This window comes from Acinetobacter harbinensis, assembly GCF_000816495.1.
GTDB classification, from domain to species: Bacteria; Pseudomonadota; Gammaproteobacteria; order Pseudomonadales; family Moraxellaceae; genus Acinetobacter; species Acinetobacter harbinensis.
The window spans coordinates 1,292,063-1,305,022 of sequence record NZ_JXBK01000001.1; the positions used below are offsets into that span (position 1 = coordinate 1,292,063).

At 41.2% G+C, this 12,960-nt stretch carries 11 protein-coding genes, 1 tRNA gene and 1 pseudogene; 7 read left to right on the forward strand and 6 right to left on the reverse strand.

Going from position 1 to position 12,960, the window contains the following annotated elements; translation table 11 throughout:
- From SE27_RS14430 to SE27_RS05980, 3 genes and pseudogenes are all read left to right on the forward strand, one after another.
- A pseudogene (locus SE27_RS14430) lies at window positions 1-388 on the forward strand (D-lactate dehydrogenase); the annotation flags it as partial.
- Window positions 389-556: 168 nt separating this feature from the next.
- Window positions 557-2,593 (forward strand): FAD-dependent oxidoreductase, encoded by a 2,037-nt coding sequence (locus tag SE27_RS05975; RefSeq protein WP_406564540.1) that lies wholly within the window; start codon window positions 557-559, stop codon window positions 2,591-2,593.
- An 87-nt stretch (window positions 2,594-2,680) separates the two neighbouring features.
- Window positions 2,681-2,770, forward strand: a tRNA-Ser gene (locus tag SE27_RS05980).
- A 244-nt stretch (window positions 2,771-3,014) separates the two neighbouring features.
- Here the strand turns inward: SE27_RS05980 and SE27_RS05985 are convergent.
- Window positions 3,015-3,707 carry a pirin family protein gene (locus SE27_RS05985; RefSeq protein WP_039621712.1) on the reverse strand — a complete coding sequence of 231 codons (693 nt, stop codon included), beginning with the start codon at window positions 3,705-3,707 and terminating at the stop codon, window positions 3,015-3,017.
- Between the two features lie 224 nt (window positions 3,708-3,931).
- The gene (locus SE27_RS05990) at window positions 3,932-5,179 is read right to left on the reverse strand and encodes a L,D-transpeptidase family protein (protein ID WP_039621715.1); all 1,248 of its coding nucleotides are present in this window, start codon (window positions 5,177-5,179) and stop codon (window positions 3,932-3,934) included.
- 203 nt (window positions 5,180-5,382) lie between these two features.
- On the opposite strand from SE27_RS05990, the gene hemE reads away from it, so the two are divergent.
- From hemE to SE27_RS06010, 4 genes are all read left to right on the forward strand, one after another.
- On the forward strand, window positions 5,383-6,453 hold the full coding sequence (hemE, locus tag SE27_RS05995; RefSeq protein ID WP_039621716.1) for a uroporphyrinogen decarboxylase: 1,071 nt from the start codon (window positions 5,383-5,385) through the stop codon (window positions 6,451-6,453).
- A gap of 35 nt (window positions 6,454-6,488) precedes the next feature.
- Window positions 6,489-7,292, forward strand: a complete 804-nt coding sequence (locus SE27_RS06000; RefSeq protein ID WP_039621718.1) for a DUF817 family protein — start codon at window positions 6,489-6,491, stop codon at window positions 7,290-7,292.
- A 146-nt stretch (window positions 7,293-7,438) separates the two neighbouring features.
- Window positions 7,439-7,909, forward strand: a complete 471-nt coding sequence (locus tag SE27_RS06005) for a DUF3015 family protein (protein ID WP_039621720.1) — start codon at window positions 7,439-7,441, stop codon at window positions 7,907-7,909.
- A 78-nt stretch (window positions 7,910-7,987) separates the two neighbouring features.
- The gene (locus SE27_RS06010; protein ID WP_039621722.1) at window positions 7,988-9,874 is read left to right on the forward strand and encodes an Lnb N-terminal periplasmic domain-containing protein; all 1,887 of its coding nucleotides are present in this window, start codon (window positions 7,988-7,990) and stop codon (window positions 9,872-9,874) included.
- A gap of 159 nt (window positions 9,875-10,033) precedes the next feature.
- On the opposite strand, the gene SE27_RS06015 is transcribed toward SE27_RS06010, so the two are convergent.
- The 4 genes from SE27_RS06015 to trpC all read right to left on the reverse strand — a co-directional run bounded on the left by SE27_RS06015 (window position 10,034) and on the right by trpC (window position 12,939).
- Window positions 10,034-10,402, reverse strand: coding sequence for a hypothetical protein (locus tag SE27_RS06015; RefSeq protein WP_039621724.1), 369 nt, complete (start codon window positions 10,400-10,402; stop codon window positions 10,034-10,036).
- A gap of 380 nt (window positions 10,403-10,782) precedes the next feature.
- On the reverse strand, window positions 10,783-11,331 hold the full coding sequence (gene folE, locus SE27_RS06020) for a GTP cyclohydrolase I FolE (RefSeq protein ID WP_171160745.1): 549 nt from the start codon (window positions 11,329-11,331) through the stop codon (window positions 10,783-10,785).
- A 96-nt stretch (window positions 11,332-11,427) separates the two neighbouring features.
- A complete protein-coding gene (locus tag SE27_RS06025; RefSeq protein WP_039621727.1) occupies window positions 11,428-12,120 on the reverse strand; it encodes a Smr/MutS family protein in 693 nt (230 codons plus the stop codon).
- Window positions 12,121-12,132: 12 nt separating this feature from the next.
- Window positions 12,133-12,939 (reverse strand): indole-3-glycerol phosphate synthase TrpC, encoded by an 807-nt coding sequence (gene trpC, locus SE27_RS06030; protein ID WP_039621729.1) that lies wholly within the window; start codon window positions 12,937-12,939, stop codon window positions 12,133-12,135.
- Window positions 12,940-12,960: the final 21 nt, after the last annotated feature.

The window sequence follows — 12,960 nt, forward strand, 5'->3', positions numbered from 1 at the left end:
CATTCGTTATCGGGATACACATCGCAGTGAAGTGGAAGATATTGTGGCTTTAGATATCGCCTTACGCCGTAATGATTCGCAATGGGTGGAGACGTTGCCGCAAGACATGGATGATTTGATTCTGCATAAATTGTATTACGGTCATTTTTTATGTCATGTTTTTCATCAAGATTATATTGTGAAAAAAGGCGTTGATCCTGTGGCGATGGAGCATCAAATGTGGCATTTATTGGATGGTCGCGGTGCAGAGTATCCGGCAGAACATAATGTCGGGCATTTATATGTGGCTAAGCCTGCGCTAAAGCAGCATTACCAACATTTAGATCCGGGCAATTGTTTTAATGTCGGTATTGGTCACACCTCTAAATTAAAAGATTGGCAAGCCTAAGCTTTAGGCTTTAAGGCTAAAAAGAATAGGGTAATGTTAAGCATTGCCCTATTTTTTGTCTGGATTGACTGTTCAGTTGAAGAATGTTGCAACAAATGCCATAAACAAAATAAAAAAAGTCGGTAAAGTGTTATGCAACAAGTTGCAAAGCTAAACTAAAAAGGATTGATGATGACAAATCGCTATGAAAATCTATTAAAGCCGCTTCATTTAGGCTTCACTTCGCTTAAAAACCGCGTCGTCATGGGATCGATGCACACTGGCTTAGAAGACCGTTTTTATAACTATCCTAAATTGGCGGCTTATTTTGAAGAACGTGCCAAAGGCGGCGTTGGGCTGATCATCACCGGTGGTATTTCACCGAATCGTCAAGGTTGGTTACTGCCTGCGGGCGGCACCATGAGTAACATTGCCGATGTCGCACCGCACCGTTTAGTCACGCATGCTGTACATAAGCATGGCGCAAAAATTTTACTGCAAATTTTGCATGCTGGACGTTATGGTTATCAGCCTTTTGTGGTGTCGTCGAGTCCCATTAAATCGCCTATTTCGCCATTTAAACCGCGCCAAATGAGCGAAAAACAGATTTTAGCCACCATTGATGACTATGCACATACTGCGCATATTGCGAAAAAAGCCGGCTATGATGGCGTAGAAATTATGGGGTCAGAAGGCTATTTGCTCAACCAGTTCTTAAGCCGTCATGTCAATCAGCGTAGCGATCGTTGGGGCGGTGATATTCAAAATCGTATGCGCTTTGCGGTCGATATTGTGAAGGCAGTACGAGAAAAAGTTGGTGAAAAATTTATTATTTGTTTCCGTTTGTCGATGCTGGATTTAGTACACGACGGCAATACCATGGAAGAAGTGATTATCGTTGCGCAAGCTTTAGAAAAAGCTGGTGTGACACTGTTAAATACCGGTATTGGCTGGCATGAAGCGCGTATTCCGACCATTGTCACTTCGGTGCCACGTGCCGCATTTGCAGATTACAGCGCTGAAGTGAAAAAGCATGTCGCTATTCCAGTGATTGCCTCTAACCGCATTAACATGCCGGACACAGCCGAAGCGATTTTAGCGGCCGGTAAAGCCGATATGATTCAAATGGCACGTCCATTTTTAGCCGATGCTTTTTGGGTCAATAAAACCGCCACCAATCGTGTCGATGAAATTAATACCTGTATCGCCTGTAATCAAGCCTGTTTAGATCATACTTTTAAAAATCAGCGTGCCACCTGTTTGGTTAATCCGCGTGCGGCGTATGAAACAGAATTGTTGTATCTAAAGACCAAAAAACCGAAGAAAATTGCGGTGGTGGGTGGTGGTGTGGCTGGTATGTCAGCTGCAACTGTGGCTGCAAGTCGTGGTCATAAAGTCACTTTGTTTGAAGCCAGTCATGAAATTGGTGGGCAGTTTAACTTGGCTAAAGTGGTGCCAGGTAAAGAAGAATTTCATGAGACCATTCGCTATTTTAAAGTGCAAATTGAAAAAACGGGTGTTGAGCTGCGCTTAAATACCAAAGTGAATCGCGAGCAACTGGAACGTGAAGGCTTTGATGAAGTGATTGTCGCCACAGGTGTGGTGCCGCGTAGTTTAAAAATTACTGGCAGTGATGCCCCGCAAGTTCTGTCTTATGCTGAAGTGTTGCGCGGTGCCCCAGTAGGCCATAAGGTGGCAGTGATTGGTGCCGGCGGTATTGGGTTTGATGTATCGGAATTTTTATTGAAACCTGAACATCAGCCACAACCGCAACCGTTAGCCGATTGGCAACGTGAGTGGGGCATTGATCCCAATCCAAATTATTGCTCAGAAGGCGGGATGCAAGCTGCGCAGCTTGAAGCGCCAGTGCGTGAAATTTATTTACTACAACGTAAAACTACTCCTGTGGGCGCAGGTTTAGGTAAAACGTCGGGCTGGGTACACCGCGCACAATTGAAAAAACACGCCGTAAAAATGCTACGCGGTGTGCAATATAAATCGGTGAGCAACGAAGGTTTATGGATTGAAATGGATGGTCACGACCAACTGTTACGCGTGGATACCATCGTGGTCTGTGCCGGGCAAGAGTCAATTAAAGAGATTATGCCGGCTAAAGACGAAAATACGTTGGCTAATTACCATATTATTGGTGGCGCAAAACTGGCAGCAGAGTTAGATGCAAAACGGGCTATCCGTGAAGGTGCAGAATTGGCGGCTAAATTATAAGCATTTGGTGAAACAATATTCATTTGAATGGTTTAGTTGTAATTTTTACTTGTTAGTTTTTAAAAACATCCGTATTATGGCGCACATGGAAGCGTGGCAGAGCGGTTTAATGCACCGGTCTTGAAAACCGACGAGGGTGTGAGTCCTCCGTGAGTTCGAATCTCACCGCTTCCGCCAAATATTAAAAAAGACTCTTGATCATCAAGGGTCTTTTTTTATCTTTATTTTTTGGATTGTAATTTACATAAAAAATTAAAATAAATTTTATCTTTAAGGTTATAGCTTTTATGCAGTACAGAGCCACTGGATTATATTTTTTAGATTAAGGCGATGGCTTTCATTTAATATTCAAATCATCTTGCTCAGTTTTTTTATTCATGTGCTTGAATACTTTGCTTCAGCTCACTTAATTTATTGGGTCTTAAATTTCTGGAAGATCAAACCAAATCAATTGACTGTCTTGTAAGGCTTTAATCTGTGTATCTTCTGCAAACAGCAGTGCATCACCTGCTGTTAAAATCCGCTCTTCAATGGAGATTTTCCCAGCAATCACATGGATATAATTGACCTTTTGTGTGGCTTGTACCGCTAAATGGCGATATTTTTCCAAAATAGCAGTTTTGATTTCGGTCTGCTGTTGTATACACATGGCAGTAGTGCAAAACGCACTGGCAATTAAATGCCACCGATTGGGTTGATCATGGGAATGACATCGCATCTGTTGATAATGCGGTTCTGTATCTTGAATATTCGGATGAATCCAAATTTGCAGCATACGCACTGGATGATTCTTTTGGTTCATTTCACTATGCTGCACACCTTGACCTGCGCTCATCAGCTGCCACTCTCCGGCAGTAATATGGCGTTCATTGCCTAGACTGTCGCTATGGCATATGGTTCCTTCTAGCACGCAGGTTAAAATTTCCATGTTGCTGTGGCTGTGCGGTGCAAAACCATGCTGTGGAGCAATAGTTTCATCATTAATTGCACGCAAAACGCCCACGCCCATATAGTTGAGGTTATACCAACCACCAAAAGAAAAACTATATTTGGTGTCTAGCCAATCCGCTTTGACATGACCTCGATTTTCACTCTGATGCAGAAAAGCATTCATCTTTGATGCCCTTTATTATTTAAAATTAGAATGATCATATCGGGCTATAAAAATAATATTCAGCCTTAAAAGCCATTCATCGTGTATCTATGCCCATTTACTTATAGTTATGTTTTATCTTTTTCAATATAGGTCACGATTATGCGTGTTTTTTAAACAAATGACTTTTTACTTTTTGTAAAAAAAGCCCACATTATTGTGGGCTTTAATAATTAAAGGATGAGTTATTCAAGAAATTTAACGGTTACACCAGATTTAACTTTTTTACCTAAATCATTGGCATCCCAGTTGGTCAAACGAATACAACCATGCGATGCTGTTTTTGAGATCGCAGATGGATTAGGCGTACCGTGAATACCAAAAGATTTTTTACTTAAACCAATCCAAATGTTGCCCACTGGACCATTTGGACCCGGTGGTAAAGACAATGGCTTGGTGTTTTTACCTTGCACAAAGTTACTTGGTGAATAGCTATACCAAGGATTTGGTGCAACACCGGTAATTTTATAAGTACCTGCTGGAGACGGTGTGTCTGAGCTACCGATCGTGGCAGGGAATGATCCAATCATTTGATTACGACTGTTAAATAAGTACAGTTGTTTGGCACCTTTATGCGCCACAATCAGATGAATATCTTCTGGAACTTCATTGCGAATATTGGCCACAAGGATTTTTTCACCGGCTTTTTTAAATGTCGCCTTTGGATTCAACTTTTTCAAAAAGTCTTCATCCATGTGGAACTTTTCAGCTAACATTTCGGTATTACGTGTGTAATACAGTCCTTTCATTTTTGACTGTAAGGCGTAGTCATGCGGAATAGAAGCGGCATACGGCCCACTCAAATCTGCATCTGTAATGCTATATTCAATGAAAGCGGGTTTAGCACCTTGTTTCGCCAGTAGCATGTCCCATGTTTCTTGAGTCAAAGTACCGGTGGGTTTTAAGCCATTCATTTGTTGAAATGAAGCAATCGCTTTAAGGGTATTTTTACCGCTTGAACCGTCAATTGCACCAGGGGAGGCATGTGCGTTGTTCAACATAACATGCGCACGCGCGTAAACTGGGAATTGACCTTTACCAATATTTTCATACCAAGAAGCATTATTTAGACCCTCTAAGGTCCAAGAGGCTTTGGCTGCAGCTGCACTTGCAGTACTAACGGGCGCTGAGGTCTTAGGACTAGGCGCACTCGGAGCTGTACCAATTTCATCGCTGTTATTTTCAGATCGTTCAAGATCTTGTAAGGTTTTTGAAGCCTTATTTAAGTCTTGCTGTTCTTGTTGTGTGATCTGAGTTTCATTGCTGCTTTGAGCACTGGATGCTGCATCCGTCGCCAGAGGATCAATGGGGTCTTGAACCGCGATATTGGCAATTTTTTGAGGAGCAAGCGGTTGTTCAGCAGTAGATGCAGCAAACGCGTTACCTGCAAAAATGCAGCTTAAACTCATAGCGAGTAATGTGCGAACAAACATGTAATTCAACCTTAAGAATCATTCATTAACAATGTGATAAAACTACACGAGTATTGCAGAAAAATTAAGGATGTGCAGTATTTGTTTTGTGTAAAAAATATTTTACATTTATCTTAATCTGTTTTTAGATACGATAGAAGTTATTAAAATTTCTACCTTTTTGCTATGATGGTACAAAGCTTAAAAATGAGATGGGAAAGTAAATGACGGCTCTAAAAAATGATCGTTTTCTGCGTGCCTTAATGCATGAGCCTGTAGATTGTACGCCGGTGTGGATGATGCGTCAGGCAGGGCGTTATTTGCCTGAATATCGTGCAACGCGTGCGCACGCAGGTGATTTTCTTTCCTTATGTAAAAATAATGACTTTGCCTGTGAAGTCACGTTACAGCCTTTGCGTCGTTATGACTTAGACGCCGCGATTTTGTTTTCAGATATTTTAACCATCCCCGATGCTTTGGGGTTAGGTTTATATTTTGAAGCGGGTGAAGGGCCAAAATTCCATAAAACCATTCGTACTGAACAGGATGTGGCCAATTTACCCAATTTCAATGCCGCATCGGATCTTGATTATGTGATGAATGCGGTCAGCACCATTCGTTCCGCCTTAGGTGGACAAGTGCCATTGATTGGTTTTTCCGGCAGTCCATGGACGCTGGCGACCTACATGATTGAAGGTGGTTCAAGCAAAGATTTTCGTTATACCAAGCAAATGATGTATGCACAGCCGGAAGTACTGCATGCGCTGCTTGATCGTCTAGCGTTGGCTGTGATTGATTATCTAAATGCACAAATTGATGCCGGCGCACAAGCTGTACAAATTTTTGACAGTTGGGGCGGCGCGCTGGCGCATCGTGAATATATCGAATTCTCATTAAATTATATGCAAAAAATTATTGCTGGTTTAAAACGTGAAAATGAAGGGCGTAAAGTTCCGGTGATTTTGTTTACCAAGGGTGGCGGTCAATGGTTAGAGCCAATGGTGGCCAGTGGTGCAGATGCCTTGGGGCTAGATTGGACCACGCCATTAAATGTGGCGCGTAAAACTGTCAATGGACGTGTGGCTTTACAAGGGAATTTAGATCCTGCCACGTTATATGGTAGCAAGGCCGCAATTGAAAAAGCCACCAAAGCGATGCTTGATGATGCTTATGCGGGCGGTGAAACCACGGGTTATATTGCCAATTTAGGCCATGGTATTACCCAATGGGTTGATCCGGATAAACCGAAAATCTTTATTGATACCGTGCATGAATATAGCGCTAAATATCTCTAAGATCCTGTAAATCAATCTATTGTTAGGATTCAATCTTGATTCGTCTTTTAAAATCATGTTTTGAGTTCTCATTTAAGGCAGCTTCGGCTGCCTTATTTGGGATTTTATTGCTGATTGCTTTTGCGCTCACTTCATCTATGGCCAGCCAAGAGTTTTTTGGCTTTTTTCGCTACGACTATTTATTATTTTACGCACTGATTATTCAAGTGTGTTTGTTGTATTTAAAATTAGAATCTTGGGCAGAGGCCAAAGTTATTGCCTTATTCCATCTGATGGCGATGGTGATGGAAATTTTCCTCACCCATCCTCAGATTGCCTCATGGCAGTATCCACAACCGGCCGTGTTTAGAATATTAACCGTACCGCTATTTGCTGGATTTATGTATTCAGCGGTGGGCAGCTTTTTAGCGCGCTCATTAAGGTTGTATCGAGTGTCATTTGAAAAGTTGCCTCATTTCTTTAATATGATCACTTTGGCCGTGCTTTCTTATATTAATTTTATGAGCAAATTCTTTTGGCCCGATATTCGTTTGTTGCTGTTTGCGTGGAGTGTGATTATTTTCTGGCGGACTAAAATTCATTTTCAATTACAACACCATCAGATAAAACTTCCGCTGTTGCCAGTGCTGGCGCTGTTGGCTTTCATTATTTGGATTGCAGAAAATATCAGTACCTTTTATAAGATTTGGTTATATCCCAGTCAAGTGGATGCTTGGCATATGGTCGGTTGGGGTAAATTAGGTTCATGGTATTTATTGTTATTGTTGAGTTTGGTGTTGGTGTTAAAAATCCTCGGCAATCGTGATGAACAAGGTGGTTGGCAGTTAAAAGATCAATAAAATTTGCAAAATCTAAATATGCTGATTTTAATATAAAATGTTTTGCCTTATAAGTCAGATACCGCTATCTTAGTCACGTGTAATGAAGTGATTACACAACTGTAAATAATTAAAAACAAACCGATAAGAAATTCTGGAGTATACCCATGTTGAAAAAATTAGCTTTAGTTGCAGTCGTGGCGCTTGGTTCTACCGCTGCATTTGCAGATCGAGATGTGGGCTGTGGTATTGGTTCACAAGTTTGGGCAGGTCAATCAGGTAAAGTACCTAAAATCTTAGCTGCAACCACCAATGGTATCTTTTTAAACCAAGTATTCGGTATTACTTTTGGTACATTGGGCTGTAGCGGTACGGGTACAGTGACTGCACAAGCAGTGACTTTTACCAATGAAAATGCTGAATCTTTAGCGCGCGATATGGCTGTAGGTCAAGGTGAAAGCCTGAATGTATTGGCTGAATTATTAAACATTCAATCACAAGATAAAGCACGTTTCTTTGCTGTATCTAAACAGAACTTTGCTGAAATTTACTCAGCACAAAACCAAGACTCTCTACAAGTGTTGGCATCGCTACAAGCAGTTATGGCTCAAGATGACGTATTAAAAGCTTACGTATAATTGTGCAATAAAAACCCTGTCATTGTGACGGGGTTTTTTTATTCAATAAATAATATAACCTCTAAATAAAAGATTTAAATGAAATTATTGCCGTTAGTTCTTTGTTTAGCATTCCCTATAGCGGCTTATTCAGCCACGCCAGTCTCTATTGTAGACGCTTATATACATCGCGCTGAACAGCAAAAATTAGACCAAGAGATTACTTGGCAACGACTGATGTATGCCAATAGCAAAGGGCAGAGCGAGGTTACTTATTCTAGTTATTTTCTTGCCGCAAACGGTCAGACCGAATTAAAAAAAGAATTACATACCAATATTCAGGCTTTATTTAAAGATGCAGCTCCCAATCAATCAGTTCGTTGTATTTTTCCTGCACGTAGTGACTGGTTAATCCAGAAATTAAATATTCAGCAGTCGCAGCTTCCTACAATAAACTGTCCAGAATTAGACACATGGATGGGGCAAATTAAACCCTATAAAGCCACACTCATTTATGCCACCGACTTTATGGGTAATCCCAGTTCCATGTTCGGGCATACTTTATTGCGTCTTGATCCAAAAGATCAGCAGCAATTAAATTTAGTTTCTTATGCGGTCAATTATGCGGCCAGTGTCACCGATAGTGACAGTTGGTCTTTTGCTTGGAAAGGCTTAACCGGAGACTATCCGGGTGAATACTCCTTAATGCCGTATTACCGTAAAGTGAAAGAATATGGCGACTTAGAAAGTCGTGACTTGTGGGAATATGAGTTAAATTTAACTGAATCTGAAACGCAATTTCTGGTTAAACACATTTGGGAAATGAAACATGTCACTTTCCCTTATTATTTTGTCAATGATAATTGTGCTTATCGGTTATTGGGTTTAATGGATTTGGTACGACCTTCGCTCAATTTAAGTGCAGATTTTAAGGTTGCTGCTATTCCACTAGAAACCATTAAAGCCATCGAACAACAAGGCTTGGTGCAAGAGGTGATCTACCGACCTGCGTTAGAGACGCAGTTATTGGCACAAGCCAGACAACATGGTAAGCAATTGGCTAAAGTGGCACATCAAGTGGCTTTTGCACAGTCAGAAGATGGAATGAAAATTTTAGAGTCGTATTCAGCTTCAGATCGTGCCAAAATTTTAGAAATGGCTTATGACGATCTCTATTTGAAATTTACCGCGCGTAAAGTGCAAGCCAGCTTTGCTCAGCCACAATTGCGCCAATTATTAAGTTTGCGTAGTCAAATTGATGTGGAAAAACAGCGCCAAGCTCCGGTACAGCCGCGCGTTGATCCTACTCAAGCACACGATGCACGTCATCTGACGCTAACCGGTGGGAAAATACAAGACCAGAGCTTTATCCAATTAGAGCACCGACAGGCCTATCATGATTTAATTGACCCTCAAGGCGGTTTACGGATAGGCACACAGCTCTTGTTTTGGGATGGTTCAATCCAATATCGTGATGATCAACTAAAGCTCAACCATTTTGACTTTTTAGCAGTTAATTCTTATAACCCCATTACTCCATTTAAAACACCACTGAGTTGGGGGTTTAATCTGGGCTGGCAGCAAGAAGCATTAACCCCGGAAGGGCAGTTTAGTGAAAGTCAGCAGCATGGGGTGGCCAATTTAAAGGTCCAAATGGGCTATAGCTATGCCGATCAAGCACGTCAGCATATATGCTATGCCCAAGTGCAAAATCACTTACAAGTTGGAAAATCTTTAGATAAAGCATGGCGCATAGGTCTGGGTCCGACTGTAGGTTGTCAAAATATTTGGTCGGATAAAATCAATAGTTTGCTACAGCTAGAATTACCCTATTGGCAAGACTCACAGCAATGGCAGTTGAAACTCAATACCCAACTGCAATATGTGTTGAATAATCAAAATGCAATTCGTCTAAAATGGCAATACCAACAACAAGACCATAAAGACTGGAATGAAACCAGTGTGGGGTATGTGAGATTTTTTTAATATGGTACAGCCAAAAGTTAGTGCAGCTTTAAGCGATATACGCATAAACTGCGCCAAAAATATTGAGAATAGCGTACCTATAGCCTCGTGCAATATTGAGTAACATGCAATCCAGTCCTGATGTTTGATCAGGGCTGGATTGTGCAGCGCCTTATGTAATTATTTATCTTTTGATTTGGTCTTTTTGGGTTTTGAATCTTTATTTTTCACATCTTTGTCTTTAATTTTTGAATCTTTACTTTTACCGTCCTGATCTGTTGATTTAGCGTCTTTGTTTTTGGCTTTTTTAGCTTTGGCATCTTTATCTTTTACCTTTGAATCCTTGTCTTTGACCTCTTTATCTTTCGATTTGCTGTCTTTGGTTTTAGCCTCAGCTTTGTTCTTTGTATCCTTTTCTTTGCTTTCACTTTTTGATTTTTTTGCTTTACTGTCTTTTTCTTTTAAGTCTTTCGCTGACGCTGATTTAGACTTGGTTTTTTGATCTGTCGCTGTGGGCGCTTTGTCTTGCTTTTTCTTCACAGTAGCCATGTATTTACTCCTTATGCAGTGATATCAACATTTAAAATAAGTAGAAATGAAAGATGCCTCAACAATGTAGCGCTTTAACGCGCGGCAGTTTGAAATGCTATGTTTCTAATCATTTCAATGTAAGCTAATTATTTTTAGAGGGTTGAAACAATAAGATTTATTTAGATAACTTCTAAATAATTTTTACAAGATCACCTATCTTGGTTACTAAGAAAATGTGCCTCTATCTTTCAGCGCAGGCAGCAATGGGATAATTTTTATCTGTCTACACTTTAAGAATACTTAAAAAGATACACTAAAAGATGAACTCTGCGGTTGAAAATTAAAGAATTGAACATAAAAAAGCCCCGAATATTCGGAGCTTTTAAGCAGTAAAAATCTTAAATATTTTCAGGCAAGGCCGATAGAAACTCACGACGATCATCTTTGTTGGTTTTGAAGTCACCAATAAAAGACACAGTCCGTGTGGTGGATTCTTGTTTACCCACACCGCGCATCATCATACACATATGGGCAGAATCAATCATCACTGCAACACCGCGCGCTTGAGTCACTTCAGCCACAGCTTCTGCAATTTGTTGGGTTAACTGTTCTTGAATTTGTAAACGACGCGCAAACATTTCGGTAATACGTGCAAATTTAGACAGACCCAAAACATTGCCTTCAGGTAAATAGGCAATATGTACACGGCCGTAGAACGGCAATAAATGATGTTCACACAGTGAATAAAATTCAATATTTTTGACCAAAACCATTTCGTGGTTATCGGACGGGAAGACCGCATTGTTGGTCACTTCTTCTAAGCTTTTGCTATAACCAGACGTTAAATACGAAAAAGCTTTAGCAGCACGCATAGGTGTGTCTTTCAGACCTGGACGATGAAGATCTTCACCAACGGCGGTTAAAATGTTGGCGTAGGATTGCTGCATAGACATAAGACGTGTTCACTTACACTGATATTGAACAAGGACGGCATTGTAGCAGAAAACCGCTAAAATGCCCTGTTTTAGGAAAATTTTTCCCGATTACTGTTTAAATTTAGGGTTTTTTTCACTGCGTTTCAGCAAGACCAGAACTGCACCGGTGCCGCCTTGCTTTTCTGGCGCACTGACAAAGGCCAAAACGTCACGGTGTTGACGCAGCCAACCGTTCACATAAGTCTTTAAAATGGCTTGTGGGCCTTTACCATGCACAATTTTAATGACATTTTGATTGTCATCTTTGGCCATCTGAATAATTTGTAGTACCGCGCTGCGCGCGTCTTCCACCGTACAGCCATGCAAGTCCACTGCTTCAAACCAACGCAGATTGCCGGCTTTTAAATCTTCAAAGACTTTATGTTGCAGCGTACCAATGCGATAGCTGAGCGTGGCTTGACTGGCCACCGGATTGAGCATGGCTTGAGTATCAGACAGTTCAGCATTTTCAGTTAACATTGGGCCAGTGGCTGAAGCACGCTTGGCTAGAATTTGGCTATCAGGCTTTTTCTTTCGACTTTTTTCAAGCTGTGCGCTATTGCCCGCGGCCATTTTTTTGACCCCTTGCACCGACTGTCGAAATAGCTCAGCGCTATCTTCAGGCGCAGCAGAAGTGTCAGCTTGAGGTGCGGCTTGCTTTTCAACAGCACTATTTTTGGCGGACGTTGCCGTCAGTTGCTTTTTAAAGGCGTTGAGTAAATCAAACTGACCTTTAGAAAGCGAGGAATCATGTTTACTCATAATCGCTCTTAATTAAATTGTTTCAGGCTGACCAAATAATGCGCTAAAAGCATAATCTGGACGTGGCTGTTTCATAAAACTTTCACCCACTAGAAAGGCATGAATGTCATGCTGCTGCATCATGTGGACATCATCTGGTGTAGCGATACCGCTTTCGGTGACCAATAAGCGTGAAGAAGGAAGTTGTTTTTTCAAACGCAGTGAGGTGTTTAAGTCGACCTCAAAGGTTTTTAAATTACGATTGTTCACGCCTAAAATGCAGCGCTCTGAAAGTCGCATAGCGCGTTCTAGCTCATGTTCATCATGGACTTCCACCAACACATCTAAATTGTGCTCAAATGCAGTGTGTGACATTTCTTCTAATTGCTGATCAGATAAACACGCCACAATCAGTAAAATACAGTCGGCCTGTAAAGCGCGTGCTTCAATCACGCCGTAAGGGTCAATTAAAAAATCTTTGCGCAGTGTCGGCAGCGCACAATTGTTACGTGCAAGGGCAATATTTTCATCCGCACCTTGGAAAAAATCAACATCGGTCAGTACCGATAAACAAGCAGCACCGGCGTGTTCATATTGCTGTGCAATTTCGGCCGGATTAAAGTTTTCGCGAATCACGCCTTTTGATGGAGAGGCTTTTTTGATTTCCGCAATGACGCTTGGACGTTTGGCCTGTAAGGCAGCAGCAAAGCCACGCACCGGAGAGGCGATGCGCGCCAGTTCTTCTAGATCTTTTAAACTGTATTGTTTTAAGCGCAGGGCAAACTCTTCGTGTTTACGTGCAATAATTTTACCCAAAATGGTATTGGCGATATCGGTCATCACATTGATTCCTGTCAATTC

What these genes read in the sequence shown, in the direction of transcription:
- SE27_RS05975 (WP_406564540.1), top strand. Translation starts at nt 557, where the DNA reads ATGATGACAAATCGCTATGAAAATCTATTAAAGCCGCTTCATTTAGGC.
- SE27_RS05985 (WP_039621712.1), bottom strand. Translation starts at nt 3,707, where the DNA reads ATGAATGCTTTTCTGCATCAGAGTGAAAATCGAGGTCATGTCAAAGCG.
- SE27_RS05990 (WP_039621715.1), bottom strand. Translation starts at nt 5,179, where the DNA reads ATGTTTGTTCGCACATTACTCGCTATGAGTTTAAGCTGCATTTTTGCA.
- hemE (WP_039621716.1), top strand. Translation starts at nt 5,383, where the DNA reads ATGACGGCTCTAAAAAATGATCGTTTTCTGCGTGCCTTAATGCATGAG.
- SE27_RS06005 (WP_039621720.1), top strand. Translation starts at nt 7,439, where the DNA reads ATGTTGAAAAAATTAGCTTTAGTTGCAGTCGTGGCGCTTGGTTCTACC.
- SE27_RS06010 (WP_039621722.1), top strand. Translation starts at nt 7,988, where the DNA reads ATGAAATTATTGCCGTTAGTTCTTTGTTTAGCATTCCCTATAGCGGCT.
- SE27_RS06015 (WP_039621724.1), bottom strand. Translation starts at nt 10,402, where the DNA reads ATGGCTACTGTGAAGAAAAAGCAAGACAAAGCGCCCACAGCGACAGAT.
- folE (WP_171160745.1), bottom strand. Translation starts at nt 11,331, where the DNA reads ATGCAGCAATCCTACGCCAACATTTTAACCGCCGTTGGTGAAGATCTT.
- SE27_RS06025 (WP_039621727.1), bottom strand. Translation starts at nt 12,120, where the DNA reads ATGAGTAAACATGATTCCTCGCTTTCTAAAGGTCAGTTTGATTTACTC.
- trpC (WP_039621729.1), bottom strand. Translation starts at nt 12,939, where the DNA reads ATGACCGATATCGCCAATACCATTTTGGGTAAAATTATTGCACGTAAA.